Genomic DNA, 24,259 nt, shown 5'->3' with positions numbered 1-24,259 from the left:
GCTCACATCCGGAAGACGCCGTAGGAGACCGGCTCGATCGGTGCGTTTGCGCACACCGAAAGGGCCAGGCCGAGAACAGTTCTGGTATCGGCGGGATCGATGACACCGTCATCCCACAGCCGCGCAGTGGAGTAGTACGGATTGCCCTGAGCCTCGTACTGCTCACGGATCGGCGCCTTGAACGACTCCTCGTCCTCGGCCGACCACGGATTGCCCGCGCTGTCGAGCTGCTCGCTACGAACCGTCGAGAGCACCGAAGCTGCCTGCTCGCCGCCCATGACCGAGATGCGCGCGTTCGGCCACATCCACAGGAAGCGAGGCGAATACGCGCGTCCACACATGGAATAGTTGCCGGCGCCGTACGAGCCGCCGATGACAACTGTCAGCTTGGGGACCCGTGCACACGCAACTGCCGTGACCATCTTGGCGCCGTGCTTGGCGATGCCGCCGGCCTCGTAGTCGCGTCCCACCATGAAGCCTGCGATGTTCTGCAGGAACAGCAGCGGCACACTGCGCTTGTCGCACAGTTCGATGAAATGTGCTCCCTTCATGGCGGATTCGCCGAAGAGAACGCCGTTGTTGGCGATGATGCCGACCGGGTGGCCCTCGATGTGGGCGAAACCGGTGACGAGCGTCTTGCCGTATTCAGCCTTGAACTCCTGGAACGCGCCACCGTCGACGAGCTTGGTGATCACCTCGTGCACGTCGTACGGAGTACGGGGATCGGTCGGGACGACGTCGTACAGCTCGCTCTGATCGGCGACGGGCGGAACCGTGGAGATGACGTCCCACGGGCGCTCGGAGCGGGGGCCGAGCGTGGCAATGATGTTGCGCACGATACGAAGTGCGTCGCGGTCATCCTCGGCCAGGTGGTCGGTGACGCCGGAAACCTTGGAGTGCAGGTCGCCGCCGCCGAGCTCTTCTGCCGTCACGATCTCACCGGTGGCTGCCTTCACCAGCGGCGGGCCGCCGAGGAAGATGGTGCCCTGGTTGCGGACGATCACTGCTTCGTCGCTCATCGCGGGCACGTAAGCGCCGCCCGCGGTGCACGAACCGAGAACTGCGGCGATCTGGGGAATCCCCTTGGCGCTCATGGTCGCCTGGTTGTAGAAGATCCGGCCGAAGTGCTCACGGTCCGGGAAGACCTCGTCCTGGCGCGGCAGGAAGGCGCCGCCGGAGTCGACGAGGTAGATGCATGGAAGGTTGTTCTGCAGCGCAACTTCCTGCGCGCGCAGGTGCTTCTTCACCGTCATCGGGTAGTACGTGCCGCCCTTGACCGTTGCGTCATTGGCAACGATGACGCACTCCCGGCCCGACACACGGCCGATACCGGTGATGACGCCGGCGCCGGGGCACTCGTCGTCGTACAGGCCGTTGGCCGCCAGCGGCGACAACTCGAGGAACGGGCTGCCCTGGTCGAGCAGCGAGTCGACGCGATCTCGCGGCAGCAGTTTCCCTCTGCTCACGTGGCGCTCGCGAGAGCGCTCGTTGCCACCCAGCGCTGCTTGCGCCAGTTTCTTCTTCAGTTCGTCCACCAGAACGGTGTGATCGGACCGGTAGCCCGATCCTTGCGTGATTCCACTGGGAGTCATCCCGCCGCCTTCGCCATGAGTTAATGCTCGATAACTGAAACTAGATTAACTATGATTAACTGAGTTGTCCAGAACACAAGCGAAGAAAGATCGAGAGAATGACCTCTGAGCAGGTAGCAGCTCCGACGCGACGCGATCAGATGAAGGCCGACCGTCGTCGTCAGCTCTTGGATGCCGCCGCACGGTTGATCGCCGAACGCGGATTCGTGAGTGTGCGACTCGAAGACCTCGGCGCGGCCGTCGGTATCAGCGGCCCGGCCGTGTACCGGCATTTCCCCAACAAGGATGCCGTCCTCGTGGAACTTCTCGTCGGCATCAGCACGCGCCTGCACGAAGGCGGTTCTGCGGCAGCGGAGGCAGCGGACTCACCGAGCGCCGCTCTCGACGCACTGGTGGAGTTCCACCTCGACTTCGCGCTCGGCGAGCCGGACCTGATCCGCATCCAGGACCGCGACCTCGAAAGCCTGCCGGCCGACGCGCGTCGACAGGTGCGCCAAACGCAGCGCAAGTACGTCGAGGTGTGGGTCGGAGTCCTCGAGCAACTCGATCCCCAGCTCGACCAGGCGGATGCCCGCATCAAAGCGCATGCCACTTTCGGACTGATCAACTCGACCCCTCACAGCGCCAACCCAGCTTCGCCGGCACGCGCACGTCGCGTCCTGCGGGATATGACGCTCGCCGCACTGCGCACCCACTGAAACCGGACACGGCACAATCGGTGGCAGACTGGTTACACCAGCTAACAGATGAGGGTGCCGAACGTGGAAGACAGCAGTGGGGTCAGCAGAGCCGATTTCGCCGAACTGCGGACCGAGTTCTCCCGCTTCATGATGTTGTACCAATTCGGAATCTCCGAACTGATGACCAAGGTGAACATTCTGAAGGACGAGTTCACTCACATCAATCAGTACAGCCCCATCGAACACGTGACGTCACGGGTCAAGTCGCCGGACAGCATCCTGCGTAAGGCTCAACGCCTGAACATCCCGCTCACGATCGACGACATCTCGAAGAACATCTTCGACATCGCCGGCGTGCGCATCACCTGCAGCTTCATTTCCGACACGTACCGGATCGCCGAGATGCTCACCAGCCAGACGGACCTTCGGGTGATCGAGCGAGAGGACTACATCGCCGATCCGAAACCCAACGGCTACAAGAGCTTGCACCTGATCGTCGAGGTCCCGGTTTTCATGAGCGATCGCGTCAGGCACGTACCGATCGAACTTCAGATCCGCACCATCGCGATGGATTTCTGGGCGAGCCTCGAGCACAAGATCTATTACAAGTACAACCGCGAGGTTCCTGTCGAGCTCCTCGACGAACTCACCGAGGCTGCTGCCGCGGCACACCGCCTCGACGTCAAGATGGAACGCCTCAACGACGAGTTCGCGAAAATCAAAGCGCTACCGCATCCCGATGACGAAATCCTCGAGCAGGATCTGCCGGCGCAGTTCCTCGAGGCGCTGCATCTTCAGCGACGAGCGCTCTGAATTTACGGCGACCCTCCCCCTGAGCGAACGCGCCTTTCGGCGCATCTGAGGCGACGAGAGTGCCGTTCGCTCACAACTGGGGTCGGACAACTAGGGCAAACCAAAAGTGCGCCCTCCCGAACTTCGGGAGGGCGCACTTCGCGAATCGCGTTGGCTTGCTATTTCTTGCCAGTGACGGCGCTGTAGCCGATCGAGAGCACGGCCGCCGCGGCGATGCTGATGATCCAGCGGATCCAGTCGATTCCACCCGTGTCGCCCTTGTCCGAGATCGCTCCCCAGACCCAGTACCCGATAAGCGCTCCGGCGACACCGAGGACGACGGTGATGATCATGCCGTACTGCTGCTTACCTGGCAGTACGAGACGAGCCAGGATTCCGATGACTGCGCCGAAAATGATGGTTCCGATAATTTGCCCCATGACAGCCCCTCTCACACGTCGTGCATGCACGCGGACGGAAGATCACCGCTCAGGGAAACAATAACCACAGTCACACACAACTGTCGCTTGTTGACCGAATTGTTGTCCGAGATGCAACCTCGACGCGTTACATCCACGACATTCGCGAGTTATTTTTTCGCAATCAAGCAGACCTACCGTTCCCATCCATGCCAACTTCCGTAAAACTGCCGAACAGCGAGCTCGCGCGACTCGCCAACAAGCCGCCCTGGTACCGATCACTGTTCGTGCAATTGATCGCCGCTATCGTCATCGGCGTTCTCATCGGCTGGTTGTGGCCGGAATTCGGCGCGAATCTCAAGCCCCTCGCCGACGGCTTCATCAAGCTGATCAAAATGCTGATCGCGCCGATCATCTTCTGCACCGTCGTAATCGGGATCGCCCACGTCGGGGATCTGAAAGCGGTGGGGCGTATCGGCGTCAAAGCACTCATCTACTTCGAGGTCGTGACCGCCTTCGCGCTGCTGTTCGGACTACTCATCGGCAACCTGATGAAACCAGGAGCGGGATTCAACATCGATCCGGAGACGCTGGCGAACGGTGCGGACGCCGTGGCCGCCAAGACCGGAAGTGGCGAACTACCACACACCGTCGAATTCCTGCTCAATATCATTCCGGTGTCGATAGTTTCGGCCTTCGCCGAGAACGCACTCCTCCAAGTCCTCTTCTTCGCCGTACTGTTCGGGCTCGCCTTGGCCAAGGCAGGCGAGAGTGGACCACCGATCGTGTTCGAACTAGTCGATCGTCTGAGTCATCTGTTCTTCACGATCATCGGCTGGATCATGAGACTGGCGCCGTTGGGCGCTTTGGGCGCGATGGCGTACATCGTCGGCCAGTACGGGATCGCTTCGCTCGGAAGTTACGGAAAGCTGATCGCCGCATGCTATCTCGCCGCCGTCCTGTTCATCCTCATCCTGGCCGCGATAGTCAGGTACTTCGCGGGCGTGAACCTGTGGAAGTTCGTCAAGTACATCAAGGACGAACTCTTCCTCGCGTTGGGAACGGCGTCGACCGAAGTAGTTCTGCCCCGAATCATGGTCAAGCTCACCAACGCCGGATGCTCGCGCACTACAACAGGATTGGTGGTGCCTACCGGCTACTCGTTCAATCTCGACGGCGCCACGCTGTACCTGTCGATCTGCATGCTGTTTCTGGCTCAGGCACTCGGCGTGGACCTGACACTCGGTGAACAGATCACTGCCGTCCTGGTACTGATGCTCACGTCCAAGGGAATGGCCGGCGTGCCGGGATCGTCATTCCTGGCACTGTCCGCCACCGTGGCCGCAATCGGTCACGGCGCAATTCCAGTTGCCGCAGTCGCCCTCCTGCTGGGCGCCGATCGAATCATGGACTCGATGCGAGTCTCGGTGAACCTGCTTGGGAACTGTGTCGCTACCTTCGTGGTCGCAAATTGGGAGGGGCAGCTCGACAAGGAGCGCATGCGCCGAGTGCTCGACGGAGAAGACGTTCCACCGCTCGAGGAAGTCGATCCGATCACCGGGAAAACTGTTCCGGCACCCGAAACCGAAGGCATCCTGACCCGTTAGGTAAGTGCCGGCTACTGGTTGCACGTCGGGAATCGGTGCTGACGAGTCGCGGGGACGTACTTTGCTGGAAAATCCAGACCGGCAAGTACAAAAGCAAATATTTGCAGATGGCGACAACCCGGCCGACGAGGGACCGTTGAATCTACAAATACGACGCTTGCGCTGCACTGACTCGACATCACTGAAAAGCGACTCGCGATATCTCGATATTGCTACGCGGTTGCCTCGGCGGTGATTAAAAAATCAGCGAACTGCCAGCATTATGTTTGCCGGAATTACAAGGACTAAAGTCCGGTGTTCAACCAACGAAGAGACTTGAGTGGGTAAAAATCAATCAGCTCTGAAAGCACTCTCGTGCATACAGTTACGCCTTCCCACCTGGTCTTATGTAGATTATTTCACGCGATGAGCTATTGCGGGATTGACCATATGCCCATAGGTTCAAATTGTCCGAATGGTCACCTATTGCTATCGTAACCTTTGCGAAGGACTGGACCCGATTGCCCAGCAAAGGAATACAGTGACCGCATCCATGCAGGATATTGAACACTTGTCCACTAATCGACTCTCGGTGGTTGTTCCGGTATTCAACGAAGAAGACGCGGTTTCCGACTGCATCGAGCGTCTTCTGACCCAGCCGGAAATCGATGAGATTCTAATTGTCGACAACAACTCGACAGACGGCACTGCATCGATCATCCAGGAGTTCGCCCGGAAGTACGACAAAGTCAGATACGTCTTCGAGGCCCGCCAAGGCGTCGTACACGCACGGAACGCGGGCTTCGACGCCTCGACCGGCAACATCATCGGTCGGATCGACGCAGATACTCGGGTCCAACCAGGCTGGGCTAGTGCCGTCAAAGCATTTTTCCAGCGCAGCACCGCTCATTCAGCGGTCGCCGGACTCACCTATCTCTTCGAATCGCCGTTTGCTCGAATCCACCGATACGCACTGGACAGGCAGGTGAAGCAGGGGAAGTTCGATTGCGAACGTCAAGTACTCGCTGTCGCCGGAGCGAACATGGCGATCAGAAAGAGCGCATGGCTGTCCGTCCGCGAGCAAGTCAGTGACCGGCCGGACATTCACGAAGATATCGACCTTTCACTGTGCCTTCGGGAGGGTGGAATGACGATCGGACAGATCGCGGACATGCGAGCGGAAACGTCCGGCCGACGCGGCGAAACCCCTCCGTTGGAGTACTTGAAATACAACCAGGCTTCCGAGTCGGTTCTGCACCTTCACAACATCATGAATTGGCGCCTCAAACTAACTATCTGGGGCGACTCGATGCTCCACGCACTGGCGTGGCCCGTCTACCGCCTCTACAACTTCGAGCAGGAGCGCTTGGAATTCAGATGCTTGTTTTCCAGATCGCAAGGTCGAATCATGCCGGTTCACCAGTAGCCCATCGAGTTTCGCTGATCACCGAAGATTCGCAGGCCCCGAATTTCACGACAGTTTCAACGCCGTGATGCGGTCTTCACTGGAACGCAACAGCACCTTGTCCCCCGCCCACAGCTCCCGCGGCATCGCCCAGGGGGTGAACTCGTCGTCCCCGTCCTGGTCCACCCGAACCTCCCAACTCCGTTGGCCCGTACGGACGTCCGTTCCGTAGACGTTTCCCTCGTCGATAACGACATCGCCGTGCCAGACAACCTCCCCGGCGCGCTCGGCGTTCGATCGCCACAGGACCTCACCGGTGAAGAGGTCCACGAACTGGACCTCGGGCTCGGAACCGGAACGGGTCACGGCAACCACGTCGCCGATCACCGCCAACGACTGTGCGGTGTCGAAGAGTTCACTGTTCGACCACAATTTCTCGCCGGAAGTCCGGTCGAAACCGCTGTGTCCCAGAATGATCGGAGTCGATCTTCCCGCGGGATCATCTCGGCTGTATCGCCCGCCGTAGTACGAGGACTCCGAGGGCAGTTCGTCCGTCCTGGCGAACTCGCGCCCGTTCTGATCGAGCGCGTACTCACTTGTCGGACGGCCATCGCCTTCGCAACCGCCATCCGACACCAATGTCACGCCGTCCGACGATGTATGCGCGGTCGAACAGGTGGAGTAACCGTGTACCCACCGCTGTTCGCCCGTCTTCAGATCGAATCCCAGAGACTCGTCGAGAGCGATCACACCCAGATCGCCGTGCACCGACATCACCGGATCGACGTATCCGGCTTCCCACGATCCACCGACGTCGAACGCTTTGGACCAGTTCGCTTCCGGATCGTCGACGGTTCCGCTGTGCACGCGAACGTCGTTGCTCTCGATATCACCCTCGAGCGCGAGGACCGTGTCACCCGAGACAACCGCGATGATCGGTGCCCACGGCGTCTTGATGTCTCGACGCTCTCCTGTCTCGATATCGAAAAGTGAGTACGAACCACCGGATACGTACGGCCCGGAGAAACACAGCACCGAACTGCCGAGCAAAGTCTCGGAGCAACCACCGATGTCGACCGCCGACGTGCGCCAACGGACCGCGCCGTCCTCAGCGTCCAATCCGACCAATTCCGCGTCGTCCAACGAATACGCCTGGCGGTCCGGCATGCCGACCATCGTGACCACGAGTGATCCGGCGTCGATGAATCCGCCCATGTCCATGTTGAATTCGGTTCCAACAAGTGGGCTCCGAAATATCGCGAACTCGCGCCCGAGAATCTCGGAGGCCTCGACGCTCCATGGCGGCGACGAGATCGCTGTCGGTCCGGAACTCGTCGACGTGACCACCGTGGCGATGGCGGCGGTGACCGTGACTACGGCTACGGCGGCTGCGATCCGAAGGCGGGCCTTGGGCGAATACCTGGCGGTCATCGAATCTCCAGCCCGTCGATCGTCGCGAGAAACTCCAACTGCTCGAACGTCATCGGCACGTTCGGTGCCTCTGCCGAAGAGCTCACCGTTACTTGCGTCCCACCGGGGTGGGTAACTACTACAGACCTGTGGACATTCTCCCAGCGACTCTCATCACGTTCGATCACGGACCCGTCCTCGGCGGTCACCATCGAGAGCGGGTGTCCGTCGTAAGAAGGGTCGTACTTGTTCGGAGGCGTAGGAAGCGGCTGCCCACTGGTAATCGAGATACTCAGACGCGACTCGTTGCCGCCCGACCGTGCAACGACATCCTGGCACGCAGTGGTGGTGTCGTTTTCGGCCAGAACCAGATCACCCAGCTGGCTGCCGAGGTCAGGCGCTTCTGACGGTGCTGCGCGCCAACCCGATCGGAGCGCTTCACCGAGCGCGTCGACGATTCCTCGATCCAGTTCCCGCCCTGATGACTCGTCCGTCCAACCGCCGCAATCAATCTGAAGCGGAGCAGTGCCTGGTGGAACAGGCGCGGTGATTCGCAACTGTGGCATTTCGACAAGGGTTACAAGTTCGTCGAGCGTCAGTGGCACCACGCCGGAACTCTCGGCGTCCGGACCTCCGTCGTTGTTCGTGTCGTTGACATACGCCTGAATACGGGTCCCGTCGACTCCGTACAACATTGCCGACCGATTAAGGGTGCGTACACCATTGGTTTCGCTCCACGTATCCTGCAGATCCACCACAGACTGGTCGGCCAGCACCCGACGTTCGACGAGCGACCCCGCAACACACGATGGGATCGGATCAGAACTCGAGTGCAGCATCAGGCTGAGCGCGCCGATCTTCCCGTCCCGAATCAGCGTCCCGGACGCAGTGGTGGACGCCAACTCCTCGAGCGAGAATCCCTCGGGCAGCCCATCTGTGTTCGAAGGTGCAGAGATCGGCCCGAACTGCAGCGAATTACCCGGGCTGGCGAACTTCAGCTCGACATCTTTCGGGAGCGCCTGCTTGACCGCTTCCGACATCGCGGCTGCCTTGGCGCTCGAGAACCACGGAAAGCGTGGATCGTCGTACGTGTCAGATCCGTCCAGAATATAGGAGAAGAACGAATCCTCTTCTGGCGCTGCGACGCTTTCACAACCCGGAATCGTTGTCGGGTACACCGCGCTCGGCGTAACGTACGAGAATTCAGGCACGTCCTCCGCCGAAATCTCGTCCGGTGTGGACGTTATGGTGACCGACGATGACGCAGCTACCGAGATGTCATCGGACGGCGAGCTGCTCCACCGATCCACCAGCCCGGCAACCACTGTCCCACCGGCGATCAGGGAGACGACCGTCAGCGCGAAGGTCCACTTCTCGGCCCGCTTCGAATCGGTTTGCTCCTTCGACACGTACCCTCGCAGTCACTGTCACGGCTCGCTCCCGATGCGCGTCGCCTCTGGAAGTCCTGTCGCGATCGCAGCGATTTCTGTTACCAACCGGATGGTTTCCTATCGCGCGAGCGCCGCATGAAGACAGAAGAACGGGGTGCCAGTTGGTGTGCAACCGGCACCCCGTCCTGACGACCTGAGTGCTTAAACCCTCACCGGCACCTGATTCGGGTCTGGATCGGAATCCGGATCCTGCTCGATCGGAATCCGCCGAATCGCTTCACCCTCGATGTCGACGTTCGGCAGGATCTTGTCGAGCCACGCGGGCAACTTCCACGCCGAATCACCGAGGATCGACATGACCGCAGGGATCACGATCATGCGGATGATGAAGGCGTCGAAGAAGACTGCCGCCGCGAGACCGAAGCCCATCATCTTGCTTGTCGTCTCCGAGGACAGCATGAATGCGCCGAACACGGAGATCATGATGATGGCCGCCGATGCGACCACGCGAGCACCATGGGTGTAGCCGGAGATGATGGCGTCCTTGGCCGACAATCCGTGCACGTATTCCTCGCGCATTCGCGTCACGAGGAACACTTGATAGTCCATCGCCAACCCGAAGACCACACCGATCATGAAGATCGGCAGGAACGAGATGATGGGTTGTGTGTGCTCGATCAGCCCGAAGTCGCCCAACTGGAAAATGGCCACCGTGGCGCCGAAGGTCGCACAGACGGAAAAGAGGAATCCGAGAGTTGCGGTCAGCGGCACCAAGATCGAACGGAAGACGACCATCATGATGATGAACGCCAGCCCCACAACCACGATGAGATACGGGATGAGCGCGGAACTGAGCTTCGACGACATGTCTGCAACGATCGCGGTTTGACCCGCTACGCCGAGTTCTGCGCCTTCCGACTTCACCGTCGATCCGTAGTCCCGGATCTGATTCATCAGCTCGTGGGTTTCGGGGCCGCTCGGAGACATCTGCGGGGTGACCGCGATGAGCGCAGAGTTTGCGCCCGCCATCGGGTTTGCCGCGTCCGGTCCGTTTCCGACCCACATCAACTGATCCGGCGTTGCGACGTTGTCGAGGCCCTTGATGTGCGCGACAGTGCCTTCGGCAATCGCAGTGATGTCGGTACCGTCGGGCGCGTCGAGCACGACGAACAATTCACCGTTGACGCCTTCACCGAATCCTCGTTGCAGGAGGGCCAGTGCCGGTCGCTCTTCGTCTTGAGTGAACGAGAGTCCGAGTTCGAGCTTCGTCATCGGAATAGCCGCGATCACCAGGAGGACCAGAGCAGCACCCGCGATCGGCCACGGGTACTTGGTGACTATCTTGGCCCAGCGATGTCCGTTGGATTCCATCGTCTCGGGCTCGTCACCGTGGCGAAGCCCGGGAATCCGAGGCGAGAACGCAAAGCGGCCGAAGATACCCAGAACGGCTGGGATCAACGTGATTGCGCCGAGTACGGCGATGATGACGGCAACCGCCGCCGAGATTCCCATCTGCGTGATCATCGGGACCCCGACCACCGCCAGGGCTGCCAGCGCGACCACCACTGTCAGGCCCGCGAATACGACCGACGAACCTGCTGTACCTACTGCGCGTCCGGCAGCAGCTTCCCTGGTTCCGCCCAGATTGAGCTCACTGCGGTAGCGCGAGACGATGAACAACGCATAGTCGATCGAGACTGCGATGCCGATCATCGTGACGATTCCCGTGACACCTTCGTTGATGTCGAAGAAGCCCGAGCCGAGTGTGACCGTCAGAGTGGCCAGCGCAATTCCAAGAATTGCAGTGAACAACGGGATGAACGCCGCGATGAGTGCGCCGAACGCCACGATCATCACGATGAACGCCACGGCGAAGCCGAGCATCTCCGACAGACCGCCCGCGGCCTGCACCTGCATCATCGAACCGGTGCCTTCGACTTGCAGGCCACCGGTGCGGAATTTTGCCATCAAATCGAGGAACGCCGTCTTGTTCGCCTGCGTCTGATCCTCGATGCGAATCGACTGATTGAGCTGGATCAGCCCGACCTTGCCGTTGTCGCCGAGAACGGCGGACGCCACCGCCGGATTGGCCTCCGCGAGAGTGACCGGATTGACGATCTTCTCGGGATCGACGATGTCCGGCAACGTCTTCGCCTGTGCGATCAACTGGTCGATCTGATCGCTGTGCGCGGCAAGCCCGTCGTCTGCCGCGATGAGAATGCTGGTCGACGCCTGAGTTTGCTGCTCCGCTGCCGCTGCAAAGTTCTCGTTCATCAACTCGGTCGCACGCTGTGAATCGGTGCCCGGAAGATTGAATTCTTTGGAGAACGTCGGATTTGTGGCGCTGATAGCGCCTCCCACCACCGCGATCACGATAATCCACGCGGCCACCACAAGATACTTGTGGCGGAAAGCGAACTTCCCCAACCTGTAAAGATACGTAGCCAACGTAGGCCTCTCTCGCCGTGGACTGGTCTGTCCGAAGAACACGGAGTCTTTCGGTGCCAAGGTCATACGGTACGGACCGATCGGCCCATTGGCACCCGGTATATCTGCGAAAACGGCATATCCGGCGCGCTCTCCGTCTCCTTTTCAGACCGCTCGGTACCGTGGACACGACACGGGCAGGCGCCTCACCAGAGCAGACGTCGCGTAGTACGAAAGGCAATCCCATGAATCACGGCCAGGCCGTCGATCGCGATCTCCTCCTTGCCGGCCAACAGCGACTCGACGCGCTGAGGCCACGATTGACAGGATCACCTCCACACCACGCTGTGGTGGAAGAAGTCGCGAACGAACTGACCGAACTGGGCCTCGAAGTCCGGCGTGATTCACACACTTTCGAACGCTGGGATCTACCGGACACATCTGAGGGGCTTCGCATCGATTTGCCGACGGGACCGATCAATGTTTCGTCCGCATTCCCCTACTCGGGATTGACCGGGCCTCAGGGAATCTCCGCTCCCCTGGTCTACGTCAGCGCGCGACGCCCCAAGTGGTCCTTGGCCAAGGGCGCGATCGCGGTGATCGAGGTCCCGCACGTCGATCTTCCCCGCAAGCTACTGGTCAGCGAGTGGGGTCCGATCGCCACCGACGAGACTCTTCGAAATCCGGTTCTCTCCGCAACCCTTCTTGGCCCGAATCTCGACAAGGCCCGCAAGGCCGGAGTGCTCGGCGTGATCGCGGTGTGGCGTGACATCGCTCCGGACAACGCACTGGGACAATATCTTCCGTTCACGCAGCCGTACCACGACATCCCCGCCGTCTGGGTGGCCGGCGACGAGGGCAGGAAGGTTGTCGCTGCAGCTCGTTCCGGTCAGCGGGCGACTCTGGTTCTGGATGCAACTCTGCATCCGGACACCCGGACCGACACGGTGTGGGCGGTATCCCCGGGGACATCACCGGAAGAGACGATTCTGCTCATCACTCACAGCGACGGAACCAACGGCGTCGAGGAGAACGGGCATCTGGGAATGTTGGCCTTGGCGCGGCACGCCGTCGCGCAGCCGCATCGACGGTCGTACGTTTTTGTGCTGACGACTGGCCACCTGCGAATTCCAGCGGTGTCCAAGCACGGACAGGCAACCTCCACCTGGCTCGAAGCGCACCCCGAGATGTGGAAAGGCGAAGCCGGTCAGGCGCGCGCAGTAGCCGGGATCGCGATCGAACACCTCGGCGCGCTGGGTGATACCGAGGACACCTCGACCGGCAGCTATGCGTTGGTGACCACTCCGGAACCGGAACTGCTCTACGCGACGAGCCGAGAAGTACACGACATCGTTGCACCGCTGTGGCGCGACATCGGGGCAGTCGATCGCCGAATCGTGGCGCCAGGACCGGTCATTCATTTCGGCGAGGGTGAACCACTGTTCGAGCGGAAGATCCCGGCAGTCGCCTTGGTGACGGCGCCGCAGTACCTACTAGCTCTGCGTGATGCCGACGCCGCCACGCACGTCGATCTCGACGCGATGGTCAAACAGGTAGAAAGCTTCCGCGATCTGCTCGACGCGTTCGATGCAACCGACACCGCGGCTTTCGGTCCGGTGGTCTCGCGCTCGGTATTCGCGAAGTTCTCGGCACTACTTCAGTTGATGCAGATTTTGTCGAAAGCCAAGAAATAGTGCTGTGCGCCTTTATTAACCGCCCGCGGTTAATAAAGGCGCACAGCAGTTGTCCTACTTGTCGTGAATGATCACGCCACGGATGTTCTTGCCATCACGCAGATCCTGGTAGCCCTGGTTGACGTCTTCGAGGCTGTAGGTGTTGGTGATCAGTTCGTCGAGCTTGAGCTGACCCGCATCGTAGAGACGAAGCAAACGCACGATGTCGTACTGCGGGTTCATTGATCCGAACAATGTGCCCTTGATCGTCTTCTGGTTCAGCGTCAGATCGGTTCCCGACACGTGCACGGTCAACTTGGCCGGATCGGCGAGACCCGTGATCACCACGGTGCCGCCCTTGCCGATCACTGCTGTCGCTGCACTGACCACGTCCTCGTCGACGGTGCCGACAAGGATGAGCGCCGCGTCGGCGCCCTGTCCCCACGTCAGCTCGTTGACCTTGGCAGCAGCGCTCTCGGCGTCTGCAAAGGCATGGGTAGCACCGAACTTCAGTGCGGTCTCACGCTTGAGAGCAACCGGGTCGACCACTACGACATACTTGCAGCCGGCCGAAACGGCGCCCTGGACGGCGTTGATGCCGAGGCCACCGATGCCGTAGATCACAGCGGTGTCACCGGCGCGAAGGTTACCGGCGTTGACTGCCGTTCCCCAACCCGAAGGCACGCCGCAGCCGACGACCACTGCTGTCTCCAAGGGAAGCCAATCGTCGATCTTGACCACCGAGTGCTGAGAAATGGTGGCGCGCTCGGAGAATGTTCCGAGCATGCACATTCCGCCGAAATCCATTCCGTTGCCGTGGAAACGGAAGGAACCGTCCGTCATCGAACCTTCGAGGATGGTGGCACCCATGTCACAAAGGTTCTGGCGACCGGTCGAGCAGTAGCGACAGGTGCCGCAGTTGGGGATGAAGCTACACACGACGTGGTCGCCCGGCTTGACCTTCGTGACGCCGGGTCCGACCTCTTCGATGATGCCCGAGCCTTCGTGTCCGCCGACAATCGGGTAACGCGGCGGGAGATCACCGTCGGTCAGATGCAGATCCGAATGGCACAGTCCGGCAGCGGTGTACTTGATCAGTACCTCACCCACCCCTGGTCCGTCGAGGTCGAGTTCCATGATCTCGAAAGGCTTTCCGGGCTCGAGCAGTACAGCAGCTTTGGTCTTCACTGGTGATCTCCTTGATTGTCGGACGAGAGAATGAGCGATGGGGGTCGGTCAGAGGGCGATGTTGACGGCCTTGGTCTGGGTGTAGAGATCGATAGCCGAAGCGCCCAGTTCGCGGCCCCAACCGGACTGCTTGTATCCGCCGAAAGGCATTGCGGTGTCGAAGCCGTTGTACTGGTTGATCCACACCGAGCCAGCCTTGAGACGCTTGGCCGTGCGGTGGGCCTTGGAAATGTCACGGGTCCAGATGCCGGCGGCAAGTCCGTAGATGGAATCGTTTGCGGCAGTGATGGGTCCGTCGTCCGCGTTGAACGGCAGCGCTGCCACGACGGGTCCGAAGATCTCCTCCTGAACTATGGAGAATTCGGGCTTGACGTCGACGAAGACAGTGGGCTCGACGAAGTAGCCCTGATCGCCCCAGCGGTTACCGCCGGTGAGTGCACGTGCGCCGTCGGCGATTCCCTCACGGAGGTAACCGGTGACCTTGTCGAACTGCTCCTGCGAGACCAGCGGTCCGAGCTGGGTGGTGGGATCGAGGCCGGGTCCGATCTTGACCTGGCTCGCTGCGTGCGCGACGGCCTCGGTGAACTTCTCGAAGATGGTGTCCTCGACGTACAGACGGGTACCCGCAACGCAGCACTGACCGTGGTTGAACAGCCAGGCGTTGAGTGAACCCTCCACCGCGGAATCGAAATCCGCGTCGGCGAATACGATGTTGGGGCTCTTGCCACCGAGCTCGAGCGTAACCTTCTTCAGGTTGCCCTTGGCGGCGTCGACGATCTTCTTACCCACCTCGGTGGAACCGGTGAACGCGACCTTGTCCACGTCGTCGTGGCCGGACAGTGCAGCACCTGCATCGCCGAAGCCGGGAACGATGTTGACGACGCCGGGCGGGAAGCCTGCTTCTTCGAAGACCTCCGCGAGAAGCAGTGCGGTGAGCGGGGTCTGCTCAGCGGGCTTGAGGATCACCGTGTTGCCGGCGGCGAGCGCGGGGGCGAGCTTCCACGACGACATCAGCAGCGGGAAGTTCCACGGCACGATCAGTCCACAGACGCCGATTGCCTCACGCAGGGTGTAGGCGTGGAACTCGCCACCCGGAGAGAAGGGCATCGACACGTTGACGGTGCTGCCTTCGATCTTGGTGGCCCAACCCGCGTAGTAGCGGAAAACGTCTGCAGCCCAAGCCACGTCGACGGCGGTGGCGATGGCAACGGACTTGCCGTTGTCGAGAGCTTCGAGCTGACCGAATTCCTCGGCACGAGCACTGAGAATGTCGCCGACGCGCCAGATCATCCGCTCGCGCTCGTTTGCCTTCATCCGAGACCAGGGGCCGTCCTCGAAAGCCGTTCGGGCGGCGCGTACCGCGCGGTCGATGTCTTCGGCCTGGCCGTGTGCCACGTCTGCGAGCTTCTGTCCGTCAGCCGGGTTGTACGTCGCGAAGGTCTGACCCGAAGCGGCGTCGACGAATTCGCCGCCGATGTAGAGCTTCTTCGGTCCGTTCAGGAAACCCTGTACCGCGGAACTGATGGTGTGTTCGGCTACTGCCGTCATCGGAAACTCCCCTGAAGTAGTGAGGTGCGAATGTGATGCACGCCATACTTCCGCGCTTCCGGGGGTGCTAACTGTCCGAACTTTGTACAACTCAATTCGGACAGCAAACTACACAGTGATGTCGAGCGCCCGCATCCGTGTGTAGAGAGTGCTTCGGCTGATTCCGAGTTGCGCCGACGCGTGAACCTTGTTGCCGCCGCAGTCTTTCAACGCTCCGATGATCGCCTGGCGCTCGGCCTTCTCCCGCCCTGCCAACCGCGACACCTTGGCCGTGGTGCGATAGTCCTCGGGCAGATCGACGACGTCGATGCGATTACTCGAGCGTTCACCTGAGGCCCGATTCAACACGACGCGCAATTCGGCCAGGTTGCCCGGCCAACTGGCCGCAGCGAGCGCTTCGGCAGCGCTGGCGGTCAACCTCAACTCGGGCGAGATCCCCTCCAACATCACCTGAGCCAACTCGGCGATCTCAGCCTGTCGCTCGCGCAGAGGGGTGATGACAACCCTGGAGGCGCATCGTGAAAGCAGCGCCGCGATGGTCGGCGGAAGATCAACTGCCGCCCCGCTGGTCAGTACGATCTTCGGCCCCTCGGCGCTGGCATCGATCAGGTCTGCGACCAGCGGCAACACCGAATCGGGAAGGAGCTGCACCTGTTCGATCACGACCACGCCCGAACGCTTACGGGCTGCTCGCACAAGATCGGTGATCCACTGCTCACGGCCGTCGAACGCGATCCGCGTGGCATCGTGCCAACTGGCGTCGACGCTCCCGACCACGTCCGATGCTGCCGAAGTTCGACCGGAACCTGCTTCACCCGAGATGGCAACTGCGGACGACGACGCCCGCGCCCGCATCAGGTCGCGGCGCAGTCGTTCGCCCGGAGATGGTGCCCGCTCGTGGGTTCTGCGGATGGGCGCCCGTTCCCGCTGGAGTGGTTCGACCAGGAAGAGTGCGCCGCCGTCGGCCCCGGAAATCCGGTCGGCTTGAACTCGCGCCAGCGCACCGGACGCCAATTCGACTGTCACAAGCCTTGATTGATCAGGATTGAGATCGGCGATCAAGGACCGGAGTGATACGTGGTCGGCGGTGTCGAGCAGATCCAAGGCCGTTCGGTTGCTCAGCAGGATGTCGTCACCGATGGCCGCGACGGCAATGTGGCGCTGATGTGAAACTCGCTGGAATGCGTCGACCAGCCGCTGCTCCGACGCTTTGGAGCCTTCGAGCAGTCGTTTCTCGATATCCGCCGCAGCACGCGCAAGGAAGGGCGCGAACAGCGGGTTGGCCTGCGAGACAACGCCGGTCATGTCGAGAATACCCTCGACGCGACGTGTGACGGGATGCAGGATCGGCTGGCCGTAGCAGCTCAATCCCTTGAGGCTGTCGAGGAAATGCTCGTCCCCGTGGATCACCACACTTCGACCTACCTCGAGCGGCGTGCCGAGTGCATTGGTACCGGCGTGCTCTTCACCGAAGCGTGAACCGTTGACGACGCCCAACCGCTCGATCGTCCGCTCGACGCGGCTGTCGGAGTACACCGAAGCGACCACGCGACATTCTCGATCAGCAAGCAGCACACAGAAACCGGTGCCCGCGATCTGTTGCGACACCTCGTCGAGCACGGGCGCGGCGGCCCGGAGCAGACGAGACTCGCCGTCTTGCTCCTCGGTGTCCACGGCGATTGCCGACGACGGATCGAGGCCACTCAGTCGAGAACGCTTCCAGGAGAGCGCGATCTCGGGGCGTACCGGCTCACGCTCCCCTGGGTTCGCGGACATATGCTCAGGCCTGACCGATCAATTCGATCGCCTGTTCTCGCATCGCGATCTTGCGGACCTTGCCCGTGACTGTCATCGGGAACTCGTCCACGACATGGACATACCGCGGAATCTTGTAGTGCGCGAGCTTGCCGGTGCAGAAGGCACGGACCGAATCGGCGTCCAGATCGTCTGCACCTTCGCGCATCTGGACCCACACCATCAATTCCTCGCCGTACTTGGCGTCCGGCACACCGATGACCTGCGCGTCGAGAATGTCGGGATGGGTGTAAAGGAACTCCTCGATCTCACGCGGATATACGTTCTCACCACCGCGGATGACCATGTCCTTGATGCGTCCCGTGATAGCGACGTATCCGGCCTCGTCCATGACTCCGATGTCTCCGGTGTGCATCCACCGGGCAGCGTCGATAGCCTCGGCGGTCTTCTCCGGGTTCTCCCAGTAGCCGAGCATGACCGAGTAACCACGCGTGCACAGTTCGCCCGGCTCGCCGCGCGGCACCGTCAGTCCGGTTGCCGGATCGACGATCTTGATCTCGAGGTGCGGCCCCACCCGACCGACGGTTTCGGTGCGCTGCTCGATCGAATCGTCCGAGCGGGTCTGCAGCGACACCGGCGACGTCTCGGTCATGCCATAGCAGATGGACACCTCTGCCATGCCCATGCGATCGATGACCTGCTTCATCACTTCGACCGGGCAGGGCGAACCCGCCATGATGCCGGTGCGAAGGGACGACAGATCGAAGCTGTCGAAGTCCGGCAGCGCCAACTCGGCAATGAACATCGTCGGAACGCCGTAGAGGGACGTGCACTTTTCGGCCTGGACGGCCTCGAGCGAAGCGCGCGGATCGAAGGCGGGGCCCGGAATGACCATGGCAGCACCATGACTGGTGCACGCAAGGTTGCCCATCACCATGCCGAAGCAGTGATAGAACGGCACCGGGATGCACACCCGATCGACCTCGCTGTAGTGGCACAACTCGCCGACGAAGTAGCCGTTGTTGAGGATGTTGTGGTGGCTGAGCGTCGCGCCCTTCGGGAAACCGGTAGTGCCCGAGGTGTATTGGATGTTGATCGCGTCGTCGGCCGACAGCGCGGCTTGGGCAGCTGCGAGCGGAGCCGGATCGCTGGCCTGGGCCGCCAACCCGTCGGCAAGCACCGCGTCCCACTCGGGTGAACCGAGCAGGAGCACCGAAGTCAGATCCGGGCACTGCGGCCGCACCGTCTCGATCATCGACGCGTAGTCCGAGGTCTTGAAGCTGGCCGCAGACACCAGCGTCGAGATTCCGGCCTGCTCGAGCACGTACTGCAACTCGTGCGAGCGGTACGCCGGATTGATGTTGACCAGGATCGCGCCGATCTTTGCCGTCGCGTATTGCGTGAACGTCCATTCCGGACAGTTGGGAGCCCAGATTCCCACTCGGTCGCCCTTCCCCACACCACGGGAAAGTAGTCCGGCAGCGAGCCCGTTCACCTGCTCGGCGAACTCCCGGTACGTCCATCGTCGACCGCTGGCGTGGTCGATCAACGCATCGCGGTCGCCGTGTGCGGCAACCGTGCGATCGAGGTTGTCTCCGATGGTGTCGCCCAGCATCGGACCGTCCCATACTCCGGACGTATAGCTGGGCAGCGGCGTACTCATGTGTTCTGTCCTCTCCGGTTACCTGTTCAGGCACCTATGAGAGGGGCCGCCGCAGCGGACCCTCTCATCTACGAATTTACTCGATTCGGTGTGATGCACGACATACTTCCCGGTGCGGGGTGCCTGTAACTGTTCGAAGTCCGGACACCCCACCCGCCTGCTGTGCGCCTTTATTAACCGCCGGCGGTTAATAAAGGCGCACAGTGTTTACAGGGCGTGGTCCTTGGTCTCGACGAGCGCCCAGGTGCAGACCAGACTCACCACGCCGAGGATTGCCAACATGATTCCGATGGCCATACTCCCGTAGGCCGAGGCCAGCGGTGCGGCGATCAGCGGCGGCACTGCGCCGCCGAGCACTCCGGCGAGGTTGTAGCCGAGGCCGGCACCGGTGTAGCGGTAGCGGGTCTGGAACATTTCCGGAAGCAGCGCACCACAGGGGCCGTACGCGATTCCGAAGATCATCAGCGTGCCGAACATTCCGAGGATGAACGCGATCGGTGTTCCGGTGTCCAGGAGCGGGAACAGAATGAGCGCCCACACCACAGCCAGACCACAAGAGATCATGATGACCTTGCGACGCCCGATGCGGTCCGAGTACAAGGCGGAGACGATGATCGCCGCACCGAAGACGAAGGCGGACGCGATACCGACCGACAGGACGAACGGGCGGGAGAAGCCGAGGGTCTTGGTTCCGTAGCTCGTGAGGAACGCCGTGCCCATGTAGAAGAACGCGAACAGGCAAGCGAGGGCGCCGGCCGAGAGCAGGATTTCCTTGGTCTGGAACCGCCAGGCATCCAGGAACGGGAGGGTGCGAGGTGCTTCGTTCTTCTGCTCTGCAACGCGCTCTGCCTGCTCCGCCTTGAAGACCGGGGTCTCCTCGATAGCGAGTCGCATGTAGAGGCCGATGCCGACCAACACGATGGAGAACAAGAACGGGATACGCCAGCCGTAGTCGAGGAAGGCTTGGTTGGTATCGCCGAGAACAGCGCCGGTGATGAGGAATGTACTGCTCGAGAGCACGAAGGCGATTGCGGGGCCGAGCTGCGGGAACATCGCATACAGACCACGTTTGCCCGGTGGGGCGTATTCCGCGGTGAGCAGAGTTGCGCCTGCCCATTCACCACCGACCGCGAAGCCTTGGCCGAATCGCAAGAGCACCAGGATGATCGGAGCCGCAACACCGATGGTTGCCGCACCGGGCAGCAAGCCGATCAGGAGCGTCGAGATACCCATGAGCAGGAGCGTCGAGATCAGAGTCTTCTTGCGACCGATGCGATCACCGAAGTGTCCGAACAGCATTGCGCCGACGGGCCGGGCGATGAATGCGACTGCGAAGGTCGCAAACGATGCGACGGTTCCCGCGGTGGCACCGAGCGCGGGGAAGAATACCGTCGGAAAGACAAGTGCCGCAGCAGTTCCGTAGATGAAGAAGTCGTAGAACTCGATGGTCGTGCCGATGCAGCTCGCGATCGCGACGCGCCGCACACTGGTGGTCTGCGGGGGTTGTGTCGCGCCTGCGGCACTCGCACCCCCGGCGCCGGCGGCGCTGTTGCCGCCTGTGGGAGAGACTGTGGTCACTCGATTCCTCCGTGGTCCCGTGGTGTCGCCCTGTGGGCATCACCGTCGATAGGAGGAAAGGTAGTGATGTGGCTCACCCCTGCACTACCCCCGAAAGGGGGTAGGAGTGATCTAGGTCACGACTTGTATGCAATGGTAACGAGTTTCACCGCTCTTCACATGCCGTGGGCCGTCCGATTCGTTCACACGAATCGGACGGCCCACGCTGAACTGCGTCAGGTCCAGCGCTACGAATCAAGCCTTTCCGGCAGCCCCGAAAAGCTCCTGACGGATCTCTCCCCACACCGTGGCATAGGAGTCGATGATCGGTTCTGAAATCCACTTGGACTCCCCCGCTTGAACTTTCGCGAGAGCATCCGAGAAGAGATCCTGGTAGCGGGACAACCGCGGAACGAATGCCGACAAATCGTCGAACAGGTTTGCAGCCCGGCGGTCCAGCTCGGCAAGGGAATTCGCGTCTGCGTCGTCGATAAGTGCAACGAACTCCTCGTCCAGCGGAACGAAAGCCTCGTACACTTCGCCGATGGAGTCCTCGTCGATCGAGACCCGCTCAGCGTCCAACTGATCTTCGAGTTCCGCGAGGCCTTTCTCGGTCAGGCTGATGGCACCTTCTGCTTCGGCCGCTTTACCCTGCGCGACAAGTGCGTCGTACGCAGCTTGACCGGACGCTGCACTGACGCCCAAGTGCTCGGCCAGTACAACCGCTCCGACCCGCTCCTTGAGACGTACTGCTTGGAGCAGCGCCAGTTCGTCCACATTGCCAGCGAAGGCCATCAATTTCTCCTACTCACGTGCCGCCTCTGCGGCTCCAGCATGTCAGCGGACACCCCTGGGTCTCCGAAGCCCAGTGAAGGGCTCGAAAGAATCAGATCACACACACTTTGCCATGTGTCGAGCAGCTGACGAGGGGCTCCCCGACTGACAATTCGGACGATCCGGTATGTTTGCAGCGTGATAGCTCCGATGGTGTCTGTGATAATCCCCTGCCTAAACGTCATGAAATACATCGACGTCCAGCTGACTGCGTTGAGCGAGCAGAACTTCGGCGGAGTTTTCGAGGTCATCGTGAGTGACAATGGATCGACAGACGGTCTCGAACAGCACATTGCAAATCACCCGCTCACGGCTGAGCTCGACCTTCGATATATAGATTCTTCTCAGAGAGCTGGAATCAGCTTTGCCCGGAACAATGGGTCGGCAAATGCGCGTGGGCAATTTCTTGCATTTTGCGACGGTGACGACCGCGTCCACAGCTCCTGGCTGACCCAGCTGCTTCTTTCGGCCGAATTCGCAGATCTGATTGCCGGCGGCGTGGAATCAGAATCGATCAATTCGCCGGAAGTGCATTCGTGGCGACCGTTTTCCTCGACGGACGGGCTGGTTCTCGGCCGCTTTCTTCCTTCTGCGATGGGTTGCAACATTGGAATCTGGAAGCGCGCCTTCGATTCGATCGGCGGCTTTGACGAATCGATGACAGCGGGCGAGGATGTCGAGTTTTCGTGGCGAGCCCAGATCTCAGGCCTGTCCTTCGCCCACGCGCCTAAGGCAACCGTCGCCTACCGGCTTCGATCAACCCTTAGCGGAACATGGCACCAGACCGTGTCGTACGGTATGGCTGAAGTCGAGCTATTTCTTGCATTTCGTGACTACGGGGTCCGACGACCGACGATAAAATCTTCGCTCACCACTCTTGCCGGCCTAATCTTGCTGAATCCGTTGATTCCACAAAGGCTCAGCGGAATGCCGCGGGGTCGATGGATCGCCTTTGCCGGTTTACAGGTGGGCAAGCTCAAATGCGCCGCCAGGAATCGCACCTTCTACTTCTGAGCGCCCGATATCGTTTCAGGCGACGGTATCGGCCTGATCGGGGATCACGCTGCCGTCCGCACGAGTCACGGCGCCTTTGGCCCCGGCCGCGTCGGTGTAGGCATCGGTCGAGCAGTGATAGGGAGCATCCGTCTGTGCTTTCGGTTCGATGAACATGGGGTTGACCAGCCATTTTCCGTCACTGTTGTCGTAGGCATTGCACATCAGTTCGGGATTGTTGCGGTTGATCACCAGGCGCGCACCGGTCGCATCTCCGAGGAACGTCACGTCGGTGACAGAATCACCGGCAGCAAACACCTGACGCCGATCGGCAGGCAACTGCTCGAACGCCGTAGGCCCTTGGACCCCGTAGACAACCTCGTTGACCTGACACCGCTTCCCATCGATGTACGGAATGACCGAGTCGTCACCGTCCGCAACCCCACCACATCCCCGCAGGCGCCCCGTCAGAACGCCGCCCTCGACGATCGGCCGAACTCCCATCACGTGATCGGCATCCAATCCCAGCTGCTCCGACCAGACACGAACGACCGGTTCGGCCGACGCGGAGATGATCCGCACGTCGAATCCATGAGCGCCGAGGGTTTTCACCAAATCTTCGATTTGCGCGTAGTAACGCACCGAGCCGTCGACTTCCGTGGTACCGACGGTCTGATCGGATCCTTCTGCAGCAGCGAGATTCTCAGCACGCGCTGCGCGGGCGTACTCGGTGATCTCGTCCTCGGTGTGCCCTGCCATCAACTGCACCGCCCACGCGTATGCAGCCTTGGTCCGGCGGTGATCGTAGCCGTCGAATGCAACCTGTCCGTCGCGAGTCTTCTCCTCGAGTACCGCAACGATCTCGTCAGCGCAGTCCAAGTCGGTACTGGTTACCAAGGGTTGACCCGGAGCGGTCTCCGAGCCACACGCGGCGGAAAGTGCGGCAGCGCCGGCTGGAGCCATGAAGCGACTGGTGGTTGCCCAGTCCGCTCCGGCGGGCTGTAACACCTTGTTGTTCTTGATCATCCAGAATGCAGTGGCGCTTCCGATGTCGTTCTTGACAACTGTGTTGTCCCAGTCGAAGAGCGCCAACGGAGCGCCGTCATCGACATCACCTGCAGCTCCACACGTTCCGAACTCCGTCATCATGGCATCCAACCTCACACGGTTGTCGCCGTACCACGCCAGACTGGGATCCAACGCCGCGCAGGATGAACTACCCTGCGCCGCATCCTCTTTCGTGGCACTCTCGGCCGAATTACATGCAGTTGCACTCAACAGGACACTACCTACGGCCAACGCACACAGGGCGCGGGCATGCAGCGAACGGAACATCGATTCCCTCA

The 24,259-nt window shown here is 61.0% G+C and carries 18 protein-coding genes; 6 read left to right on the top strand and 12 right to left on the bottom strand.

Annotated elements, in window-relative coordinates:
• Positions 1 to 2: 2 nt before the first annotated feature.
• A complete protein-coding gene (locus FEZ59_RS24845; RefSeq protein WP_021334316.1) occupies positions 3 to 1,592 on the bottom strand; it encodes a carboxyl transferase domain-containing protein in 1,590 nt (529 codons plus the stop codon).
• A 98-nt stretch (positions 1,593 to 1,690) separates the two neighbouring features.
• On the opposite strand from FEZ59_RS24845, the gene FEZ59_RS24840 reads away from it, so the two are divergent.
• Together FEZ59_RS24840 and FEZ59_RS24835 are read left to right on the top strand one after the other, a co-directional pair.
• A complete protein-coding gene (locus FEZ59_RS24840; RefSeq protein ID WP_003941968.1) occupies positions 1,691 to 2,290 on the top strand; it encodes a TetR/AcrR family transcriptional regulator in 600 nt (199 codons plus the stop codon).
• Positions 2,291 to 2,353: 63 nt separating this feature from the next.
• Positions 2,354 to 3,085: a GTP pyrophosphokinase family protein gene (locus FEZ59_RS24835; RefSeq protein WP_007730187.1), complete on the top strand. Its 732-nt coding sequence runs from the start codon at positions 2,354 to 2,356 to the stop codon at positions 3,083 to 3,085.
• A 158-nt stretch (positions 3,086 to 3,243) separates the two neighbouring features.
• Here FEZ59_RS24835 and FEZ59_RS24830 read toward each other — a convergent pair whose 3' ends face one another.
• Positions 3,244 to 3,504: a GlsB/YeaQ/YmgE family stress response membrane protein gene (locus tag FEZ59_RS24830; RefSeq protein WP_021334317.1), complete on the bottom strand. Its 261-nt coding sequence runs from the start codon at positions 3,502 to 3,504 to the stop codon at positions 3,244 to 3,246.
• Positions 3,505 to 3,692: 188 nt separating this feature from the next.
• Between FEZ59_RS24830 and dctA the strand changes: the two genes are divergently transcribed.
• Both dctA and FEZ59_RS24820 read left to right on the top strand, forming a co-directional pair.
• Positions 3,693 to 5,090: a C4-dicarboxylate transporter DctA gene (gene dctA, locus FEZ59_RS24825; RefSeq protein ID WP_172933339.1), complete on the top strand. Its 1,398-nt coding sequence runs from the start codon at positions 3,693 to 3,695 to the stop codon at positions 5,088 to 5,090.
• Between the two features lie 550 nt (positions 5,091 to 5,640).
• Positions 5,641 to 6,495 carry a glycosyltransferase family A protein gene (locus FEZ59_RS24820; protein WP_024487831.1) on the top strand — a complete coding sequence of 285 codons (855 nt, stop codon included), beginning with the start codon at positions 5,641 to 5,643 and terminating at the stop codon, positions 6,493 to 6,495.
• Between the two features lie 45 nt (positions 6,496 to 6,540).
• On the opposite strand, the gene FEZ59_RS24815 is transcribed toward FEZ59_RS24820, so the two are convergent.
• The 3 genes from FEZ59_RS24815 to FEZ59_RS24805 all read right to left on the bottom strand — a co-directional run bounded on the left by FEZ59_RS24815 (position 6,541) and on the right by FEZ59_RS24805 (position 11,723).
• Positions 6,541 to 7,905, bottom strand: a complete 1,365-nt coding sequence (locus tag FEZ59_RS24815) for a PQQ-binding-like beta-propeller repeat protein (protein ID WP_021343539.1) — start codon at positions 7,903 to 7,905, stop codon at positions 6,541 to 6,543.
• On the bottom strand, positions 7,902 to 9,293 hold the full coding sequence (locus FEZ59_RS24810; protein ID WP_172933338.1) for a hypothetical protein: 1,392 nt from the start codon (positions 9,291 to 9,293) through the stop codon (positions 7,902 to 7,904). Before FEZ59_RS24810 ends, FEZ59_RS24815 begins: the two co-directional genes overlap by 4 nt.
• 183 nt (positions 9,294 to 9,476) lie before the next feature.
• Entirely contained in the window at positions 9,477 to 11,723 is a 2,247-nt protein-coding gene (locus tag FEZ59_RS24805; protein ID WP_070387076.1) for an MMPL family transporter, read from the bottom strand.
• Positions 11,724 to 11,947: 224 nt separating this feature from the next.
• Here FEZ59_RS24805 and FEZ59_RS24800 point away from each other — a divergent pair, with 224 nt between their 5' ends.
• On the top strand, positions 11,948 to 13,396 hold the full coding sequence (locus FEZ59_RS24800) for a hypothetical protein (RefSeq protein ID WP_172933337.1): 1,449 nt from the start codon (positions 11,948 to 11,950) through the stop codon (positions 13,394 to 13,396).
• A 54-nt stretch (positions 13,397 to 13,450) separates the two neighbouring features.
• Here FEZ59_RS24800 and FEZ59_RS24795 read toward each other — a convergent pair whose 3' ends face one another.
• The 6 genes from FEZ59_RS24795 to FEZ59_RS24770 all read right to left on the bottom strand — a co-directional run bounded on the left by FEZ59_RS24795 (position 13,451) and on the right by FEZ59_RS24770 (position 21,881).
• Positions 13,451 to 14,563, bottom strand: coding sequence for an NDMA-dependent alcohol dehydrogenase (locus FEZ59_RS24795; RefSeq protein ID WP_019744235.1), 1,113 nt, complete (start codon positions 14,561 to 14,563; stop codon positions 13,451 to 13,453).
• A gap of 48 nt (positions 14,564 to 14,611) precedes the next feature.
• Positions 14,612 to 16,111: an aldehyde dehydrogenase family protein gene (locus FEZ59_RS24790; RefSeq protein WP_019744236.1), complete on the bottom strand. Its 1,500-nt coding sequence runs from the start codon at positions 16,109 to 16,111 to the stop codon at positions 14,612 to 14,614.
• 108 nt (positions 16,112 to 16,219) lie between these two features.
• Positions 16,220 to 17,887 carry a helix-turn-helix domain-containing protein gene (locus tag FEZ59_RS24785; protein WP_020969015.1) on the bottom strand — a complete coding sequence of 556 codons (1,668 nt, stop codon included), beginning with the start codon at positions 17,885 to 17,887 and terminating at the stop codon, positions 16,220 to 16,222.
• A gap of 4 nt (positions 17,888 to 17,891) precedes the next feature.
• Positions 17,892 to 19,529: an AMP-binding protein gene (locus FEZ59_RS24780; protein WP_080909949.1), complete on the bottom strand. Its 1,638-nt coding sequence runs from the start codon at positions 19,527 to 19,529 to the stop codon at positions 17,892 to 17,894.
• 207 nt (positions 19,530 to 19,736) lie between these two features.
• Positions 19,737 to 21,014: an MFS transporter gene (locus tag FEZ59_RS24775; protein ID WP_020906868.1), complete on the bottom strand. Its 1,278-nt coding sequence runs from the start codon at positions 21,012 to 21,014 to the stop codon at positions 19,737 to 19,739.
• A gap of 327 nt (positions 21,015 to 21,341) precedes the next feature.
• Positions 21,342 to 21,881: a hypothetical protein gene (locus tag FEZ59_RS24770; protein WP_019744240.1), complete on the bottom strand. Its 540-nt coding sequence runs from the start codon at positions 21,879 to 21,881 to the stop codon at positions 21,342 to 21,344.
• Between the two features lie 189 nt (positions 21,882 to 22,070).
• On the opposite strand from FEZ59_RS24770, the gene FEZ59_RS24765 reads away from it, so the two are divergent.
• On the top strand, positions 22,071 to 22,934 hold the full coding sequence (locus FEZ59_RS24765) for a glycosyltransferase (protein WP_037125930.1): 864 nt from the start codon (positions 22,071 to 22,073) through the stop codon (positions 22,932 to 22,934).
• Positions 22,935 to 22,949: 15 nt separating this feature from the next.
• Here FEZ59_RS24765 and FEZ59_RS24760 read toward each other — a convergent pair whose 3' ends face one another.
• A complete protein-coding gene (locus tag FEZ59_RS24760) occupies positions 22,950 to 24,248 on the bottom strand; it encodes an HAD-IB family phosphatase (RefSeq protein WP_172933336.1) in 1,299 nt (432 codons plus the stop codon).
• Between the last annotated feature and the right edge of the window lie 11 nt (positions 24,249 to 24,259).

Source organism: Rhodococcus sp. MS13, assembly GCF_013277835.1.
GTDB classification, from domain to species: domain Bacteria; phylum Actinomycetota; class Actinomycetes; order Mycobacteriales; family Mycobacteriaceae; genus Rhodococcus_F; species Rhodococcus_F erythropolis.
The sequence above is the reverse complement of the archived record's forward strand: the minus strand, read 5'-3'. Positions and strand labels throughout refer to the sequence as shown.

What these genes read in the sequence shown, in the direction of transcription:
- FEZ59_RS24800 (WP_172933337.1), top strand. Translation starts at nt 11,948, where the DNA reads ATGAATCACGGCCAGGCCGTCGATCGCGATCTCCTCCTTGCCGGCCAA.
- FEZ59_RS24770 (WP_019744240.1), bottom strand. Translation starts at nt 21,881, where the DNA reads ATGGCCTTCGCTGGCAATGTGGACGAACTGGCGCTGCTCCAAGCAGTA.
- FEZ59_RS24765 (WP_037125930.1), top strand. Translation starts at nt 22,071, where the DNA reads ATGGTGTCTGTGATAATCCCCTGCCTAAACGTCATGAAATACATCGAC.
- FEZ59_RS24790 (WP_019744236.1), bottom strand. Translation starts at nt 16,111, where the DNA reads ATGACGGCAGTAGCCGAACACACCATCAGTTCCGCGGTACAGGGTTTC.
- FEZ59_RS24780 (WP_080909949.1), bottom strand. Translation starts at nt 19,529, where the DNA reads ATGAGTACGCCGCTGCCCAGCTATACGTCCGGAGTATGGGACGGTCCG.
- FEZ59_RS24840 (WP_003941968.1), top strand. Translation starts at nt 1,691, where the DNA reads ATGACCTCTGAGCAGGTAGCAGCTCCGACGCGACGCGATCAGATGAAG.
- FEZ59_RS24845 (WP_021334316.1), bottom strand. Translation starts at nt 1,592, where the DNA reads ATGACTCCCAGTGGAATCACGCAAGGATCGGGCTACCGGTCCGATCAC.
- FEZ59_RS24785 (WP_020969015.1), bottom strand. Translation starts at nt 17,887, where the DNA reads ATGTCCGCGAACCCAGGGGAGCGTGAGCCGGTACGCCCCGAGATCGCG.
- dctA (WP_172933339.1), top strand. Translation starts at nt 3,693, where the DNA reads ATGCCAACTTCCGTAAAACTGCCGAACAGCGAGCTCGCGCGACTCGCC.
- FEZ59_RS24815 (WP_021343539.1), bottom strand. Translation starts at nt 7,905, where the DNA reads ATGACCGCCAGGTATTCGCCCAAGGCCCGCCTTCGGATCGCAGCCGCC.
- FEZ59_RS24760 (WP_172933336.1), bottom strand. Translation starts at nt 24,248, where the DNA reads ATGTTCCGTTCGCTGCATGCCCGCGCCCTGTGTGCGTTGGCCGTAGGT.
- FEZ59_RS24830 (WP_021334317.1), bottom strand. Translation starts at nt 3,504, where the DNA reads ATGGGGCAAATTATCGGAACCATCATTTTCGGCGCAGTCATCGGAATC.